The sequence below is a fragment of the Novosphingobium sp. Chol11 genome, assembly GCF_945870625.1.
Taxonomy (GTDB): Bacteria; Pseudomonadota; Alphaproteobacteria; order Sphingomonadales; family Sphingomonadaceae; genus Novosphingobium.
In genome coordinates this window covers 19,945-35,484 of record NZ_CAMBTS010000018.1, presented here as the reverse complement: position 1 = coordinate 35,484, position 15,540 = coordinate 19,945, and the positions used below count along the sequence as shown (strand labels likewise).

The 15,540-nt window shown below is 58.7% G+C and carries 17 protein-coding genes; 10 read left to right on the top strand and 7 right to left on the bottom strand.

The genetic code is table 11. The features are described from left to right. A partial coding sequence (locus Q0O40_RS05230; RefSeq protein ID WP_295527118.1) for a CopD family protein occupies window positions 1–263 on the bottom strand: 263 nt, incomplete at its 3' end. Window positions 264–389: 126 nt separating this feature from the next. Beyond that, window positions 390–1,427 (bottom strand): uroporphyrinogen decarboxylase, encoded by a 1,038-nt coding sequence (gene hemE / locus Q0O40_RS05225; RefSeq protein WP_295527110.1) that lies wholly within the window; start codon window positions 1,425–1,427, stop codon window positions 390–392. 336 nt (window positions 1,428–1,763) lie between these two features. On the opposite strand from hemE, the gene Q0O40_RS05220 reads away from it, so the two are divergent. The 9 genes from Q0O40_RS05220 to Q0O40_RS05180 all read left to right on the top strand — a co-directional run bounded on the left by Q0O40_RS05220 (window position 1,764) and on the right by Q0O40_RS05180 (window position 7,852). Then, on the top strand, window positions 1,764–2,609 hold the full coding sequence (locus Q0O40_RS05220) for a pyruvate, water dikinase regulatory protein (RefSeq protein WP_295527107.1): 846 nt from the start codon (window positions 1,764–1,766) through the stop codon (window positions 2,607–2,609). Further along, window positions 2,606–3,190: a nucleoside triphosphate pyrophosphatase gene (locus tag Q0O40_RS05215; RefSeq protein WP_295527105.1), complete on the top strand. Its 585-nt coding sequence runs from the start codon at window positions 2,606–2,608 to the stop codon at window positions 3,188–3,190. The genes Q0O40_RS05220 and Q0O40_RS05215 overlap by 4 nt, the downstream gene beginning before the upstream one ends. Continuing rightward, window positions 3,187–4,056, top strand: coding sequence for a shikimate dehydrogenase (gene aroE, locus Q0O40_RS05210; RefSeq protein WP_295527102.1), 870 nt, complete (start codon window positions 3,187–3,189; stop codon window positions 4,054–4,056). The genes Q0O40_RS05215 and aroE overlap by 4 nt, the downstream gene beginning before the upstream one ends. After that, window positions 4,053–4,655: a dephospho-CoA kinase gene (gene coaE, locus Q0O40_RS05205; RefSeq protein WP_295527100.1), complete on the top strand. Its 603-nt coding sequence runs from the start codon at window positions 4,053–4,055 to the stop codon at window positions 4,653–4,655. Before aroE ends, coaE begins: the two co-directional genes overlap by 4 nt. Window positions 4,656–4,695: 40 nt before the next feature. After that, complete coding sequence (dnaQ, locus tag Q0O40_RS05200) at window positions 4,696–5,394, top strand: DNA polymerase III subunit epsilon (RefSeq protein WP_295527098.1); 699 nt, start codon at window positions 4,696–4,698, stop codon at window positions 5,392–5,394. A 67-nt stretch (window positions 5,395–5,461) separates the two neighbouring features. Continuing rightward, window positions 5,462–6,028: a ribosome-associated translation inhibitor RaiA gene (raiA, locus tag Q0O40_RS05195; RefSeq protein ID WP_295527095.1), complete on the top strand. Its 567-nt coding sequence runs from the start codon at window positions 5,462–5,464 to the stop codon at window positions 6,026–6,028. 141 nt (window positions 6,029–6,169) lie between these two features. Then, complete coding sequence (locus Q0O40_RS05190; RefSeq protein WP_295527092.1) at window positions 6,170–6,631, top strand: PTS sugar transporter subunit IIA; 462 nt, start codon at window positions 6,170–6,172, stop codon at window positions 6,629–6,631. Then, window positions 6,612–6,983: a DUF1491 family protein gene (locus tag Q0O40_RS05185; RefSeq protein ID WP_367183716.1), complete on the top strand. Its 372-nt coding sequence runs from the start codon at window positions 6,612–6,614 to the stop codon at window positions 6,981–6,983. The genes Q0O40_RS05190 and Q0O40_RS05185 overlap by 20 nt, the downstream gene beginning before the upstream one ends. Window positions 6,984–7,201: 218 nt before the next feature. Then, window positions 7,202–7,852: a cell wall hydrolase gene (locus tag Q0O40_RS05180; protein ID WP_295527089.1), complete on the top strand. Its 651-nt coding sequence runs from the start codon at window positions 7,202–7,204 to the stop codon at window positions 7,850–7,852. A 48-nt stretch (window positions 7,853–7,900) separates the two neighbouring features. Here Q0O40_RS05180 and purH read toward each other — a convergent pair whose 3' ends face one another. The 4 genes from purH to Q0O40_RS05160 all read right to left on the bottom strand — a co-directional run bounded on the left by purH (window position 7,901) and on the right by Q0O40_RS05160 (window position 13,166). Then, window positions 7,901–9,490 (bottom strand): bifunctional phosphoribosylaminoimidazolecarboxamide formyltransferase/IMP cyclohydrolase, encoded by a 1,590-nt coding sequence (gene purH, locus Q0O40_RS05175; RefSeq protein ID WP_295527086.1) that lies wholly within the window; start codon window positions 9,488–9,490, stop codon window positions 7,901–7,903. A gap of 10 nt (window positions 9,491–9,500) precedes the next feature. Next, entirely contained in the window at window positions 9,501–11,441 is a 1,941-nt protein-coding gene (locus Q0O40_RS05170) for a heparinase II/III family protein (protein ID WP_295527083.1), read from the bottom strand. Window positions 11,442–11,445: 4 nt separating this feature from the next. Further along, window positions 11,446–12,111 (bottom strand): ribulose-phosphate 3-epimerase, encoded by a 666-nt coding sequence (gene rpe, locus Q0O40_RS05165; RefSeq protein WP_295527080.1) that lies wholly within the window; start codon window positions 12,109–12,111, stop codon window positions 11,446–11,448. Window positions 12,112–12,314: 203 nt separating this feature from the next. Next, entirely contained in the window at window positions 12,315–13,166 is an 852-nt protein-coding gene (locus tag Q0O40_RS05160) for a DMT family transporter (protein WP_295527077.1), read from the bottom strand. 137 nt (window positions 13,167–13,303) lie between these two features. Here Q0O40_RS05160 and Q0O40_RS05155 point away from each other — a divergent pair, with 137 nt between their 5' ends. Then, complete coding sequence (locus Q0O40_RS05155) at window positions 13,304–14,413, top strand: alkene reductase (protein WP_295527075.1); 1,110 nt, start codon at window positions 13,304–13,306, stop codon at window positions 14,411–14,413. A 365-nt stretch (window positions 14,414–14,778) separates the two neighbouring features. On the opposite strand, the gene lipB is transcribed toward Q0O40_RS05155, so the two are convergent. Next, window positions 14,779–15,441 (bottom strand): lipoyl(octanoyl) transferase LipB, encoded by a 663-nt coding sequence (gene lipB / locus Q0O40_RS05150; protein ID WP_295527073.1) that lies wholly within the window; start codon window positions 15,439–15,441, stop codon window positions 14,779–14,781. Window positions 15,442–15,540 lie beyond the last annotated feature (99 nt).

Below are 15,540 nucleotides of genomic sequence, written 5' to 3'. Positions count from 1 at the left end.
AGCCAGCCTGATCCAACCCATTCGCCGCTGACAGCCAATGCCAGTCCAAGCACCCAAACCACTACCAGCGCAGGCCACATGATGATTTTCAGGAGCTTAGCTTCACGATCCATCCACACTGCGTTCTCAGGAGAGCCCTGAGCAGCTTCTTGATGATAGACGAAAAATCGTGGCAACATGAAGAGCCCTGCCATCCAGAACACGACAAAGATAACGTGTCCGGCCTTGATCCAAAGATAAATCATTGCGAGTACCTGAAGCATAAATTTCACATTAACGCGTTACTCGCGCATATGAAACGTCTGAAATCAAACCGTATGGCCAATTCACCTGCAGAGATAGCGTAGGAGAAACCATCCTACGGCAGCTCATGCGGACCCAGCCAATTGCTATGGCCGCCATTCTCGCACAGTTCGCAACAACTGCTCGACATGAGCGATGGGGGTGAATTGGCCGATACCGTGCCCCAAATTGAACACATGGGGGCGATCAGCAAAGATTTCGAGGATACGGCGCGCCTGCTGATCCAGTTCAGCGCCGCCTGACAGCAAAAGCAACGGGTCGAGATTGCCTTGGACGGGCAACCCTGAAGGCAACGCGCGGGCTGCCCAAACCGGATCAATGGTCTCATCTATGCCGATGGCATCGACCCCCGTCCCCTCGGCATAGGCCACCAGTTTTTCGCCGGCCCCTTTGGGGAAACCAATCACCGGGATATGCGGATGCCGCCGCTTCATTTCGGACGTAATCCAAGCGTTGGGTTCGATCACCCACCGCTCAAACTCGGCAGGAGCGAGGCTGCCGGACCAGCTGTCAAAAAGCTGCAAACCTTCAGCCCCAGCATCCACCTGCCCGCACAGATACTCCACCGTGACGGCACCGATCGCATCGACGATTGCACTGAACATGCCGGGATCACGATATGCCAACGCACGCGTCTCGTGATGGTCGCGGCTTCCCTCGCCCGCCACCATGTAAGTGGCGACTGTCCAAGGGCTTCCCGCAAAGCCCATTAGGGTGGTCTCTGGCGCGAGCGCCGCCTTGACCTTGGCCACCGTTGAATAAATGGGTTCAAGTCGCTCAGGGACCGCCACCAGGCCCTCCAGCGCCTGATCCAGCAGCCTTGGCGAGAGCCTGGGTCCCTCTCCTGCGAGAAATTCAAGATTTTGCCCCATCGCATATGGCACGATCAGAATGTCGGAGAACAGGATGGCACCATCAAAGCCAAATCGACGGATCGGCTGGATGGTGATTTCAGCGGCGGCATCGGTGTCGTAAACCAGATTGAGAAAGCCGCCTTTGTCGGCACGGAGCGCACGATACTCCGGCAGATACCGCCCGGCTTGTCGCATCAGCCAGACTGGCCGCTGTTCAAGATTGGCGCCATTTAGCGTTTCGAGCAAAGGCTTGAAGGCGGTGCTGGTCATGTGTCGTCCGGTTCCAATCACTTAAATAAGACTCTTTTAGATAAGATTGATGAGGGTAGATGGTCCTGTGGATAGCGAGGATGATGCGCATCTGCCTGATTTGTCCGGTACTCTCCACAAAAAACTGCTGCCGAGACTCAGCCTACCGCCGAGGCAAGATCTAGTTGTCCCCGCTCTTTGTCCCCTGTGGGTAACTCTCAGCGCCTGTTTGAAACAAGACAGTTTGATGAACCATGTCGGGGGCAGAAAACCGATCCAGACTTGTTCTCGGATTCCTCCCGTGGTTTATCATCAGCCTCTCCACAGCCTCATCCCGGGGTGAGGTTTGAGGCCTTGATGCAACGATTGCACTTGCACCTCCTGTCGGATTCGACGGGCGAAACGCTTGAGATGATCGCCAAGGCGGCACTCGCCCAGTTCGATGATGCTGATGTTGTTCGGCATTTCTGGCCAATGGTTCGTTCACAGCAACATCTCGACCGGATCATGGGCGAAATTGCGGCGAACCCTGGATTGGTGCTTTATACTCTGGTCAACGCCGAGACCAGGGAACGTCTCGAAGAACGTTGTGCCTTGCTTGGGCTGCCGAGTGTGCCGGCGCTCGACACAGTGACCAGTGCGCTCGAACAGCAGCTTGGACGCGCCGCCAAAGGTCGTCCCGGGCGGCAGCACGCGATGGATGATGCCTACTTCCGCAGGGTCGACGCTATCCACTTCACGATTGCACACGATGATGGCGTAGCGTGGGAAGACTGGGAAGCGGCCGACATCGTGCTGGCAGGTGTCTCGCGCAGTTCCAAGACCCCGACGTCGATCTACCTCGCAAATCGCGGCTATAAGGTTGCCAACATTCCTATTGTTGTTGAAAGTCCGCCACCAGACTCGTTGTTTAATCTGCGTCGGCCCTTGGTTGTAGGCCTGACTACCAGCCCCGAGCGTCTGATCCAAGTTCGTCGAAACCGATTGCTTTCCTTGATGCAGGCCCCGGAAACAGCTTATGTCGATAGCGAACAGGTTGGCCGCGAAGTGCAATATGCGCGGCGTATGTTTGCCGACAATGGTTGGCCAGTGATCGATGTGACCCGCCGCTCGATCGAGGAAACTGCTGCGGCTGTGATTAACCTTTACAACGAACGGGTCGCGGCCGGCTTGGACGTCAACGGGGGATTGAGCGTTCTATGATTATTTTGGCCTCGCAAAGCGCGTCGCGCCGTGAAATGTTGCTGGCAGCAGGGGTGTCATTTGAAGCGCGCACAAGCGATGTTGATGAGGCAGCGATCAAACGAGAGTTGATCGGCATACCGGCCTGCGAAATTGCCGGTATTCTTGCAGAAGCAAAAGCACTCGGTGTTTCGATATGTGCTCCGGGAAGACTGGTGCTTGGCGGGGACTCGCTCGTCGAAGTAGCGGGGCGACTGTTCGACAAACCAGTATCGCGGGAGCAAGCAGCAGAACACCTTTCGTTCTTTTCCGGCCAGATGATGCATCTCCACAGCGCTGCAGTTTTAATCCGCGATGGCATCTCGCTTTGGCGTCATTGTGCGCTCGCGAAGCTGCGGGTGCGTCGATTGTCTGAGACGTTCATTGAACGGTATCTGGATAGCGAGTGGCCAGCAGTGTCAGCCTGCGTCGGCGTTTTTCGGATCGAGGCAGCGGGCGTGCAACTCTTCGAGGATATCGAAGGCAGCCATTTTACCGTACTCGGGATGCCATTGCTGGCTGTTTTGTCAGCGCTGCGTGAACACGGCGAGCTTGCAGTATGAGTCGGGCTTATGCCGAGGTGATTGGCGATCCTATCCAGCAATCAAAATCGCCAGCGATTCATGGCTTCTGGCTAAAGCAGCTTGAAATTGATGCCGATTACCGCGCGCATCATGTCGCCCCTCAAGACTTGGGGGATTATCTGGCGTCGAGGCGAACCGATGCTGGTTGGCGTGGCTGCAATGTTACCATGCCTCACAAACAAGCGGTGATTGCGCATTTGGATAGGCTTGATCCACTTGCTGCGCGCATTGGCGCGGTCAACACCATCGTACCTCAGGGCGGCGAGCTCGTAGGTTACAATACAGATGCACCAGGGTTTCTGGAGCCTTTGGCACCTCTGTTGGCGCGTAAGCATCTTTTTCGTATGGCTCGCGTTCTTGGCACGGGTGGTGCCGCCAGAGCGATCGTAGCAGCGCTGGCCGAGCAGGGTATGGTGATTGTGTTGGCAGGCCGCGACTCCGCCAAGGCACGTGACTTGCTTGATAAACTTGCTCCCCTAAGGGAAGGCAGCGCAATCGAGCATCACGCGATCGACTTGGCGCACTTTGCGCAAGAAACACAGTTCGCGTTCGATGACCGCGAGCATTGCCTTGATCTCATCGTGAACGCCAGTTCGTTGGGTATGCTTGGTCAGCGGCCGCTGGTTTTCGACTGGAGCCATGCGCCGCCCGGCGCTGTGGTATATGACATTGTATCCACGCCGCTTGAGACAGAGTTTCTGCACACCGCGCGGCGTGCCGGATTTCGCACCGTCGACGGGCTGGCGATGCTGCTGGGCCAGGCTGATCATGCCTTCGCACGTTTTTTTGGCGTCAAGCCCCCGCGCGGCGAAGATGGCGTCCTACGCGCGATGCTCGGCGGATGAGCCGTCCTTTCGTTCTGGGCCTGACCGGTTCGATTGGCATGGGCAAATCCGCTGTCGCGGCCATGTTGCGCGATCTTAGCGTGCCCGTGTTCGATGCCGATGCGGCCGTGCACCTGCTACAAGGTGCCGGGGGCGCGCTGCTTCCAATGATAGAGGCAGAATTCCCGGGTACCACTGGTCCCGGCGGCGTTCTGCGCCACGAGCTCGGCACACGGGTATTCGCAGACCCTGCAGCGTTGGCGCGGCTTGAAGCCATCGTTCATCCTGCCGTTGGAAAGTTGCGCGAGGCCTTTATGCACGAAAACGCCGGAGCGCCGCTGGTCGTATTCGATATTCCTCTCTTGTTTGAAAAGGGCCATACTGCAGGGCTGGATGCAGTCGCGGTCGTCTCCGCCCCGCCTGAAATGCAACAAGCGCGTGTGCTGGCAAGGGCCGGAATGACCACGGAAAAGTTCTCTCAGATCCTCAAGCTTCAGGTTCCCGATGCTGAAAAGCGCGCCCGTGCGGACTATGTCATCGATACCGGTGTAGCGATTGACCAAACTCGAGCGACGGTGGCCGCGCTTGTCCGTGCGATAAGGCAAGAAAACGCACGCTAAAACCTTGCAAGGCCTGACGCGCAGGTCCAGATAATGGCGAATGCGCGAAATCGTGTTTGATACTGAAACAACGGGGCTCGACCCTCAAAGCGGCGATAGGGTTGTTGAAATCGGCTGTATCGAAATGGTCAACCGGGTAGCAACCGGAGCCACCTTTCATGCCTATTTCAATCCAGAGCGCGATATGCCGGCGGGCGCTGAAGCGGTGCACGGCCTTTCCATCGCCTTCCTTGCGGACAAACCGCTATTCCGCACTCGCGCGTCGGAATTGATCGAGTTTCTGGGTGATGCGCCGCTTGTGGCACACAATGCCGGTTTTGATTTCGGATTTCTAAATGCTGAATTGGCCCGCTGCGCCCTCGCGCCTGTTAGCCGGGACCGGATGGTCGACACGGTCGCTCTTGCGCGGCGCAAGCATCCCGGTGCCAAGCTGAGCCTTGATGCCCTATGCTCTCGATACGGAATTGACCGCAGTCATAGGACTCGCCACGGCGCTCTGCTCGATGCCGAACTGTTGGCACAACTTTATGTTGAGCTGACAGGCGGGCGGCAGATCGGACTTGAACTGGCCGCGGAGCCAGAGGAACAAGCGGGCGAGCATGATAACGTGGCTCAATCCGCGGCGCGGCCCGCCAGCCAACTGAACCGGGCGCCGCGACCACATGCAGCAAATGCCTCTGAACTAGCCCGGCATGCAGAATTCGTGGCCGGGATTGGCAATGCCTTGTGGTCGCGTTGACCAAATTGTGCGCTGATGCGGACCCTGATGATGCCCACTACGTTACCTAGCGCAGGAGATTGATCCCATGGAAATTCGCGTATCAGGCCACCAGGTCGAGACCGGCGAAGCCTTCGAAGCCAAAGCCGAAGGACGCTTGATGACGATTGCGGACAAGTACTTCTCGCGCGCAATTTCCTCGCATATCACTCTGGGCAAAGCCCCTCATGGCGGGTTTCGCTGCGACATCGTGACCCATGTTGCACAAGGACTGATCCTCAAGGGGAGCGGGGAAGCTCAGGATGCTCATATAGCGCTCGATCAGGCCGCAGAGAAAATCGAAAAGCAGTTGCGCCGGTACAAGCGTCGGCTAACGGCGCGGCATGATCAGGCAGACCATGCCCGGCGCGAAGAGGAGGCAGCATATACCGTCTTTGTTATCGAAGACGCCGAATCCGAAGAACCCGCCGAAGCGCCGCTGGTGATTGCAGAGACCCGGGTGGATGTGCCTACGGCTACGGTGTCTGACGCCGTGATGATGCTCGATTTGCGCAACACTAACGCGCTGTTATTCAAAAATGCGCGAACCGAGGTTCACAACATGGTCTATAGGCGCGGGGATGGTTCGATCGGTTGGGTGGAGCCCGCATCGTGAGCCACTGCTCCTTTGCCTTTGGGCCGAGAATCGCGCTGTCACCGGCATAGACAAACAATCCAAGCTTGCGCGACGAGCTATTCAAGCGCATTGCGCGAGCTACAATTCTGCCGCTCCCCATACTTCGGCGTTTTTTGCTCCATGACCGCTCTTTTTTCCATCGATCCTTTGGCTGTGCGAATCATTCGTGCGGAAACCAAGCAGCAGATACTCACCGCGCTCGCAGATTGTTTCGGGGCCGTTTATATGCTGGAGGCAAGCCATGTCCTTGAACGGATCGAGGACCGTGAGCGGCTGGGCAGCACAGGCTTCGGCCGCGGTGTTGCCATCCCCCACGCTCGGCTCGATGGGATCGCTCGGCCAGTGGCCGTGTTTTTCCGGCTAGCCCAGCCGGTTGATTTCGCATCCGCCGATGGCATGCCGGTGGACTGCGTGTTCGGCTTGCTTTCGCCCGAACAGGCCGGAGCCACCCACCTCCAAGCATTGGCTTCGATCTCGCGCTTGATGCGCGATGAACGGATGCACGAAAAGCTGGTCTCAGCACCCGATACCGATGCGATTTATGCTTTGCTGGTCAATGTTATTGACCGAGACGCCGCCTGACCGCGCCAGTTTGCCGATGAGCGAGGCGCGCCTGCCGGTTAAGCTCGAGGTTTCGGGCCTTTTGCGCCTTACCGAATCGGCGGGCGGCTTTGGCATGGTGCTTAAGAAGGGCGAGACCGACGTTGGCACAATTCTCGTGGTTCTGCTGAATAATCAGAGTGTTGGAAGCGTGTTTGAGCGCATGCCTCAGCTAGATGGCAGCAGATGCTGGACCCTAGCCAAGCAACAAGATGCAGACAACGCCAGCGAATTTGAGTTATACCTGCAAAGAAGAGCCGCCCAGGATCCTGACTTGTGGATTGTCGAACTAACCATCGCGGATGGCGAACGGCTCATCTTGAACCAGAGCTGACCAAGCTGGCCATAGGTTGACTTAATTGGCGTGCTCTATCAACGCGAAAATCTCAAACATGCGATGGCAGCGTAAATGGGCAAGGAGCCGATTTCGTTAGCACGCAGACGGGGGCACACGGCAGGGCCTTCGATCAGGACACTTACGTAGGCGAGGCCTGCGTCTAGAGGTCCCGATCGCGCCTTGACCCGACGACCACCGCCCAATGATGAAGATGAATGAGCCGAAAATTTCGAATTGCTAGCACGGTCTGCGTGCTCGCCACGATTGTTACAACACTGATAAGCGCCGGAGGTTCCGGTGCTCATGCACAAGACCTTCAGATTGCTGTTTTGGAAGCCCCGGGTGCTTCCGTAGTAACCGCGCACAGCGATACCAGCGCAATCCCTGCGGTAGAGACGCCCCTTCCTCAGCCAGAAATGTCTCAGCCTGAGGGCGTAGCTTTGCCCGAAAGCGCCGCTTCGCTCGAAGCTATGGCTGCAGCATTTGAGGCACCCGTGAAGTTGCCGCGCGAAATCCAATGCATGGCCAGCGCCATTTACTTCGAAGCAAAGAGCGAGACGCTTGCAGGCCAGCTTGCTGTTGGCCGGGTAATCGCGGCTCGTGCGCGATCCGGCCGCTTTCCGGCTTCCTACTGCGGCGTCGTGCTGCAACGGTCACAGTTCTCGTTCGTTCGCGGGGGGACAATTCCGGTGATCAACCGTGCCAGTGCCGCATGGCAACGCGCCGTGAAGATCGCATTGATCGCCGATAAAGGTGCGTGGCAGAGCCCTGTCGAAGGGGCATTGTTCTTTCATGCTGCGCGCGTGTCCCCTTCCTGGGGCAAGGCTCGCATGGCGCAAGTCGACAATCACGTTTTTTATCGTTGAAGTTCTGCATCAGGCTTTGGCATTGACCCGGGGTGTTTGAGCCTCGGGTCAATGCCGAAAGTGGCGCATTCCGGTAAAGAGCATGGCAAGACCCGCATCATTCGCGGCCTTGATGACTTCGTCATCGCGGATAGAGCCACCCGGCTGAATCACAGCAGTTGCACCCGCGTCAACCGTCGCCATCAGTCCATCGGCAAATGGAAAGAAGGCGTCCGACGCGACAGCCGCCCCGATGGTTCGCGGTTGCGGCCAGCCGTTGGTTTCAGCCGCCTCGCGTGCCTTTGCCCCTGCAATACGCGCGCTATCGCGACGGTTCATCTGTCCTGCGCCGATGCCTGCAGTGCAACCGTCTTTGACGTAGACAATGGCATTCGATTTGACATGCTTAGCAACGGTCCAGGCAAACATACAATCCTTAAGCTCTTGCGCCGTCGGCTGACGCTGAGTCACACAGGCGAGCATGTCGGGCATAACGTGCCCATTGTCGCGGTCTTGCACCAACATGCCGCCGGCCATCACTGTAACCGTTTGGCCGCTGCGATGCGGATCGGGAAGCGCTTCGACCAGCATTAGGCGCAAGTTCTTTTTGCGTGCAAAAATCTCGCGCGCAGCTGCATCTGCGCCTAGCGCGACGACCACCTCGGTGAAAATCTCTGTGATAGCGCCGGCGGTTGGGCCGTCGAGTGGGTGGCTGACCGCGACGATGCCGCCAAATGCGGATACCGGGTCACATGCCAAAGCAGCTTGCCAAGCTTCAAGCAGCGAGCCTGCAGTTGCAACGCCGCACGGATTGGCGTGCTTCACAATCACAACCGTGGGCTGAGCCGTGCCAATTTCAGCAACTAGCTCTAGAGCCGCATTGGCGTCATTGTAATTGTTGTAGGAAAGTTCTCTGCCCTGAACCTGAGATGCTTGCGCTATGCCGCGCACTGCGGGCCCAGTTGGCACATAGAGCGCCGCCTGCTGATGCGGATTCTCGCCATAACGTAGCGTGGTAACCAAGCGGCTGGGCATCGTTCTCAAGGCCGGAAACTTTTCGGGCTGGTCGACGCGTGCGAACCACTGGGCGATCGCGGCGTCATAAGCGGCGGTGGTAGCATAGGCCTTCGCAGCCATACCGCGACGAAATGCAAGAGTTGTCGCGCCTGCGCCAGCTTCGAGCTCTGCGAGCAGCGCCGGATAATCGTCAGGATCAGTTAAAACTGTCACGTACCGATGATTCTTGGCCGCTGAGCGCACCATCGATGGGCCGCCGATATCGATATTCTCGATCACTTCATTGCGGCTCGCGCCCTTGGCCACGGTTGCCTCGAACGGATAGAGATTGACCACAACCAGATCGATAGGGCCAATTGCGTGCTCGGCCATTGCTGCGGCGTGCGTCGGGTCGTCGCGCACGGCGAGCAGCCCGCCGTGCACTTTGGGATGCAATGTCTTAACCCGTCCGTCCATCATCTCAGGAAAGCCGGTCAATTCGGCGATGTCGATCACTTGGAGCCCCGTGTCGCGCAGTGCTTTGGCGGTGCCACCGGTCGAGATCAGCTCGACGTTCAGAGCCGAAAGCGCTTGGCCGAGATCGACCAAGCCAGACTTCTCGGACACTGAAAGCAGCGCCCGCTTGATGGGGACATTCGCCAAGGTTCTGATCCTATCGCATTTTCTTCAGCAACCACGAGAAACTCTCGCCGCTGCGCGGTATCTTGGAGGCAATGACAAGTTGGCGCGTACCGAGCGGCTTGCCCTGACCGTCGGCCCAAAGGCTTTCCTCGACTGATACTGGATCGCGGCCTGAGCGAAACTGCCACAGGCTGCCATCGGGTAGCGCAAGCGTAACGCCCAAACCATCGTGCCCCTGCGCCAATTCGATATGCGGGCCCAGATGGAAGCGCAAGGCGACAGCGATCATGCCGCGCTTCCCACGCCGGGAGGTAGGCAAAAGCAAATCCTCGCCCCGCAGTTCAGCTCCGTCATCGCGCAGAATCAGAATGCGGCGGTGTGTAAGTCCATAACGCGCAACGTAGCCATTGTGGCTGGCTTCCACGCGCGTCGCGCCTCCATCGGAGCCAAGTGCCCGGCGATCGACCTCTACCTCCGATACGCCCGAACCTAGCTTGCCGTTGATCAGAACTGCGGTCGAATTGAAATCGTCGATGGCGAGTGCCGAATGCGCGGCTGTCGCTCTTAGACCTTGCGCGAGCCTTAGCGGAATGAGGCCGCCTGCAAACGCAGCGCCGCCACAATTGACGATGATTCGATCTGCCGCGTGGCTAAATTCGAAAGCCAGGGTTGATGCGCAGCCGTCCCTTGCATGGCGCGACAACGGCGGCGGCGCCGCATCGATCTGAAGCACTGCCTTGCCCGCCGTGACGCGCTGATAGCCCCATTGGCGCGCATCGCGCAGCGGCCGGGTGCGAACACCGCTGGCCTTGATCAGAGCTTCGACCCGGTCTGCTGAAACAGCACCCGTACCTTGCCAGGAACCAAGACCGCCGTCGCTGTGGAGCAACGCAAGAAGTGGTGGAACAAGCAAGGTGAGGATGGTCTCAAGTTGGACAGGCAGAGGAGCCCGCACAGCAGCATAGCAGGCCTTCAGGCGCACAATCAGCGCTATCGCTTCCATCTGGCCCAGCGGACTGCGTGAGAGCACCCCCCCATCATCGCCGACGAGATCGCCAAGCGCACGAATGAGCCCGGCTTCCCCGTAAAGCTGCCGGGCGCGCCCATCCGCCAGCAATAATCCGGCTGCGATAATTGCGCTCCATCCCGCTACTTCGGCAAGCTTGTCTTCTGCCTTGCCGATGTGGCGATCGAGCCAACGGGCGGTATCCTCATAGGTGTGGAGCGTTTGACTGCGCGCCTTCCGGTCAGGCGTGGAAAGCAAGAGAGGCGCGTGGATCAGCCACGCAAGCAAGCGGTGGCCGACATGGCCTACATTCCATGCCGGTGTCGAGTTGGGAGCACTGTTTGCCGCAAGCCACAAACCCAGAATGCGCTCTGCCACTGAGGCGCCCTGATTTCGTGGGGCGCAGGCCTCAAGATCGGCGAGCCAGCCGAAGCCATGAATGAGGCGTTCAAACTGCGGAGCAAGGCGGGGCCCGGAAAACTCGGTGTCGGCGATCGGCGACTTGGCCCCGTGAAGCAGGAAGTGCCCGGCGCGCAGAGCGATCCCAGAAGATGGATCTCCGGCGATCGGATTGGTCACTGTCGCCGTTAGGCGCGGACGCGCACGCTTGCGGAATGGATTAAATGCTGCGGCGGGCAGGCCCAACTGATATGCCAAGCGGATCAACCGCGCGCCCGCGTCCAGAGCAGGTGGCGAAAAATCCGCCAAGGCAAGCGCCCTTCCCGGCTCGATAACCCCGGCTTCGAGCATAGGCGGTTCGGGGAGTGTGCCGCTCTTGCTGGGCGTTAACGCGAGCGCGGTGGGGCCAGATGTAACCAATGGCTCAGCGGCGGAGCCCAGCGGGATGGCGCGCGTGGTTTCAGGATCGGTTTCTGCCCCAAGATTGCGAAACGCGAGGGATTTGCTGTCTGGCTTATGCCCAGATTTTGCCTTGCCGCTGGCGAGAAAGAGGCCGGGTTGCTCCATCGGCTCAAACAGCTCCTTTAAGCGCGGTGATATTTGCGCGGTATTGCTCGGGCCCGCCTTTAAAGCTCGCGCTGCCCGCCACCAGCACATCGGCGCCAGCGTTGACGCACTGGCGTGCCGTTAAAGCATCGACTCCGCCGTCAACTTCGAGGTAAATTGCGCGCCCGCTTTTCTCTATTGCTTTCCGGATCGCCTCGATCTTGCGAAGCTGGCTGGTGATGAAGCTTTGCCCGCCAAAGCCCGGGTTCACGCTCATTACCAAAACGAGGTCGATCTCGTCGATCAGGTAGTCCAGCATCTTGGCTGGTGTGCCCGGATTGAGCGCAACACCAGCCTTCTTACCCAACGCGCGGATCGCTTGCAGGGTGCGGTGGATGTGCGGCCCGGCTTCGGGATGAACGGTAATCACATCAGCCCCAGCCTCGGCGAAAGCCTGAAGGTAAAGATCGACCGGCGCAATCATAAGGTGAACATCAAAAGGCTTGGCTGAATGTGGTCGAAGCGCCTTGACCACGGCCGGGCCGATGGTGATGTTGGGAACAAAGTGGCCATCCATGACGTCAAGGTGGATCCAATCCGCGCCAGCAGCATCAATCGCGCGAACCTCCTCACCCAGCCGCGCAAAGTCTGCTGAGAGGATTGAGGGAGAAATGAGCGGAAAGGCGGCCATGGTGGGGAAAACTCGAACGGCAGAAAGTCGGGCAAGGAGCGAGGTCGCAACGCGTTCACTGCGGCCTCTGTGTAACTTAAGCGATTACCGGTGTGGATTCTGCTGAACAAGCAGTCATTTGCCGCTTTTCCACACGCAATGTCGAAACTCGTTGCAATCAGCCGAGATAGCTCCGAAACGAGCTGATCGATCAGCCTGCGTGATTAGGCCTTTTGCCCCTCGCCAAGCCGCGTCAGGACAAGCGCTGCGGCGACGAGGATCATGCCCAGCCAGTCGAGCTCGCTCATTGTCTCGCCAAATGCCAGCCAGCCGACTATGACACCCACGATTGGCTGGGTGAGCAGCACCACTCCCAGAACGAGCGCCGAAAAGTGGCGCAATGTGAAGACCAGCAGGCCCTGGCCGATCACTTGGCTACCCAGCGCAAGCGCAATCAACGGTCCCCAATTATGTGGCCAGACCGGCTCACCGAGCAGAATGGCGATCCCGAGCATCACGGGAATTCCAGCGCCAGTTGAGTAAAAAAGCAGCGACCAGCTTCCAAATTGTTCCCGCGCGCGCTTTATGAGCAGCAGATAGGCGACATAAAACAGCCCCGCCAGAATGCAAAGCAAGTCTCCGGTCAGCGTGGCGCGATCGATTTCAAGCGAACGTCCCAGCATGATCGAGGCCCCGGTCAAGGCAAACAGAACTGCGGCCAATTCGGCCAAGCGCGGCGACCGGCGCGCAACAAAAAGGCCCCAGATCATCAGCAACAGGCTGCCCGAATTGCCGAACATTGTGGCATTGCCCAGCCGGGTGCGTTCGATGCCCAAATGCCAGCTCGCTAAATCGAACGCAAAGACCGCCCCTGCAATCGCCAATGCCGCCCAAGTGCCGCGCCCAAAGCCCGCCAGTGGCTCGCGTTCCCGCCAAGCTAGCCAGCCCAGCAGCGGCAGCGGCAAGAGCAGCCGCCAGAACGCAGCCGAGACTGGGCCGCTATCCGCCAGACGGACAAACCACGGCCCAATGGCGAGCGCAAAATTGCCAGCGAGCAAGCCGGCTAAATGAAGCATGGTAGGGCCTCGGGGCGCCTCCCGGTTGCGGATGCTTGTCATCGTTAAGCTGGCATCCTAGTCCGGTTTCAAAGGGCAACCCGGCAATAGGGCGTGCTTTGTTTGATCGTCAATTTCATCCAACGGGAAACTTGTCCATGTCCGATGCGCTATTTACCCCAATCCATCTAGGCGCAATCAAAGCGCCCAATCGCATTCTGATGGCGCCGCTAACGCGCGGACGCGCCTCACCGGGCGGTGTACCTACAGCGATCATGCAGACCTATTACCAGCAGCGGGCCAGCGCCGGGCTCATTATCAGCGAAGCGACTGGCATCAGTCCGGAAGGTTCGGGATGGCCAAGCGCGCCGGGAATATGGTCAGATGAACAAACCGAAGCTTGGAAGCCCGTGACCGAAGCGGTGCACGAAGCGGGTGGCCGCATTGTGCTGCAATTGTGGCATATGGGCCGTGTTGTGCACCCCTATTATCTCGGCGGAGAATTGCCGGTGTCTGCCTCTGCTACCCGGACGCCGGGCGAAGCGCATACGCCGGAAGGCAAAAAGGAATTTGCGATCGCGCGTCCCTTGAGGCTCGATGAGATGCCCCGTCTGATCGATGACTACGGCCTTGCCGGCGAAAATGCTAAACGCGCAGGGTTCGACGGAGTGCAGCTCCACGGGGCAAACGGCTATCTCATCGATCAATTCTTGCGCAATTCATCCAACTTGCGCAACGACGAGTATGGCGGCATCCCGGAAAACCGAGTGCGTCTGATGCGCGAAGTGATGGAACGGCTCATTTCTATTTGGGGTGCGGACAGAGTTTCGATCCGGCTTTCGCCCAATGGCGATTCGCAAGGAGTGGACGACAGCGATCCAGCCACTCTCTTCGCCGCAGCAGCGCGCGTATTACAGGAGCTGGAAGTAGGCTTTGTTGAGCTTCGTCAGCCAGGACCGGTAGGCACATTCGGCGCGACCGATGTTCCTGCGCAGGATCAGCTTATCCGCAACATCTACACAGGACCGCTGGTGCTCAATAGCGATTACACCGCTGCAAGCGCAAAAGCAGACGTAAGCTCTGGTCGCGCAGATGCGATCGCTTTTGGCCGTCCTTTCATCTCAAACCCTGATCTGGTTGAGCGCATTAGAGTTGGGGCAGATTTCGCGCCCAATAAGGGTGTGCCGCAAACGTGGTACTTTCCGGGTGAAGCGGGTTACATCGACTATCCGACCTTGGCTGAAGAGTCGGGGAAAACTCCCGCCTGAAGGACGGCTACCTTATCGTGCCGCCGGTTTGGGTTTTGGCGGAACTGCCGTGCTCGATGGGGTGGCTGGCTTAGAGGCAGAGATGTTTGGCTCGGTCTTGGTGTTTGCGTCTGAGGGCTCACTGTCGTCTGAAATCGGGAACTCTGCCCCTCGGCTTGAGGAATTGACAACAGGTCTGACCACAACGAGCGGGGCCTGCGCGCGTGACTGATTCGTATCCAGCATCGCGTCGCTGGTGCTGCCGGGCAAAACTTCGCTGCCCGCAGCGCCCGCTGACAGGTTCGTTGCTCTTCTCTCACAGCCGCCTAAGGCCAGCGCAAAGACGATCAGCGCGATTGTACGAATCATCATAAATCCCGTGCGGTTTAGGTAAAGCTCTCAGGTCCGCCGATCTGGGCGAGAAATGCATCTGCTCGGGCAAGCAACGCCTGATCCCATGCTTCCGTCGCAACATCATGGCCAAGGTCGGCAAGACTGGTCACGCCGAATGCTGCGATCCCGCATGGGATAATCCCGCTGAAATGATCCAGATCGGGTGTCAAGTTCACTGAAAAACCATGCATGGTCACCCAGCGGCGGATGCGGACGCCGATCGCGCCGATTTTCGCCTCGCGTCCGTCTTTGCCTTCAGTCCAGATGCCGATGCGCCCTTCGGCGCGCCACGCCGCCACCCCGAAATCGCTCAGCGTGCCGATCATCCATTCTTCCAGCGCTTTGACAAAGCCGCGTACGTCCCGCTTGCGAAGCGCCAGATTGAGCAAAACATAGCCAATACGCTGGCCGGGCCCATGATAGGTGTAGCGTCCACCGCGCCCAGCCTCGACCACTTCGAAGCGTGGATCCAGCAGTTCGGTCGCCACCGCGCTGGTCCCGGCAGTGTAAACTGCGGGATGCTCGAGCAGCCACAGCAGCTCACGCTCTCCGCCATTAGCAATCGCGGCGTTGCGCGCGTTCATAATGGTCAGCGCATCCCTGAATGGTATCGGGTTCAATTCCCGCCACACTTCAATCTGTGATCGTGACGCCATGATTTTGGCGCATGGCCCGCCCCCGTGTCACTTGCAAGCGAGATCCACCATAAAGCAATGGCAAGTCTGAAAAGAGCGAGAAAGGCTTGGGGGGTGCGC

What these genes read in the sequence shown, in the direction of transcription:
- hemE (WP_295527110.1), bottom strand. Translation starts at nt 1,427, where the DNA reads ATGACCAGCACCGCCTTCAAGCCTTTGCTCGAAACGCTAAATGGCGCC.
- Q0O40_RS05220 (WP_295527107.1), top strand. Translation starts at nt 1,764, where the DNA reads ATGCAACGATTGCACTTGCACCTCCTGTCGGATTCGACGGGCGAAACG.
- Q0O40_RS05215 (WP_295527105.1), top strand. Translation starts at nt 2,606, where the DNA reads ATGATTATTTTGGCCTCGCAAAGCGCGTCGCGCCGTGAAATGTTGCTG.
- aroE (WP_295527102.1), top strand. Translation starts at nt 3,187, where the DNA reads ATGAGTCGGGCTTATGCCGAGGTGATTGGCGATCCTATCCAGCAATCA.
- coaE (WP_295527100.1), top strand. Translation starts at nt 4,053, where the DNA reads ATGAGCCGTCCTTTCGTTCTGGGCCTGACCGGTTCGATTGGCATGGGC.
- dnaQ (WP_295527098.1), top strand. Translation starts at nt 4,696, where the DNA reads ATGCGCGAAATCGTGTTTGATACTGAAACAACGGGGCTCGACCCTCAA.
- raiA (WP_295527095.1), top strand. Translation starts at nt 5,462, where the DNA reads ATGGAAATTCGCGTATCAGGCCACCAGGTCGAGACCGGCGAAGCCTTC.
- Q0O40_RS05190 (WP_295527092.1), top strand. Translation starts at nt 6,170, where the DNA reads ATGACCGCTCTTTTTTCCATCGATCCTTTGGCTGTGCGAATCATTCGT.
- Q0O40_RS05180 (WP_295527089.1), top strand. Translation starts at nt 7,202, where the DNA reads ATGAGCCGAAAATTTCGAATTGCTAGCACGGTCTGCGTGCTCGCCACG.
- Q0O40_RS05170 (WP_295527083.1), bottom strand. Translation starts at nt 11,441, where the DNA reads ATGGAGCAACCCGGCCTCTTTCTCGCCAGCGGCAAGGCAAAATCTGGG.
- rpe (WP_295527080.1), bottom strand. Translation starts at nt 12,111, where the DNA reads ATGGCCGCCTTTCCGCTCATTTCTCCCTCAATCCTCTCAGCAGACTTT.
- Q0O40_RS05160 (WP_295527077.1), bottom strand. Translation starts at nt 13,166, where the DNA reads ATGCTTCATTTAGCCGGCTTGCTCGCTGGCAATTTTGCGCTCGCCATT.
- Q0O40_RS05155 (WP_295527075.1), top strand. Translation starts at nt 13,304, where the DNA reads ATGTCCGATGCGCTATTTACCCCAATCCATCTAGGCGCAATCAAAGCG.
- lipB (WP_295527073.1), bottom strand. Translation starts at nt 15,441, where the DNA reads ATGGCGTCACGATCACAGATTGAAGTGTGGCGGGAATTGAACCCGATA.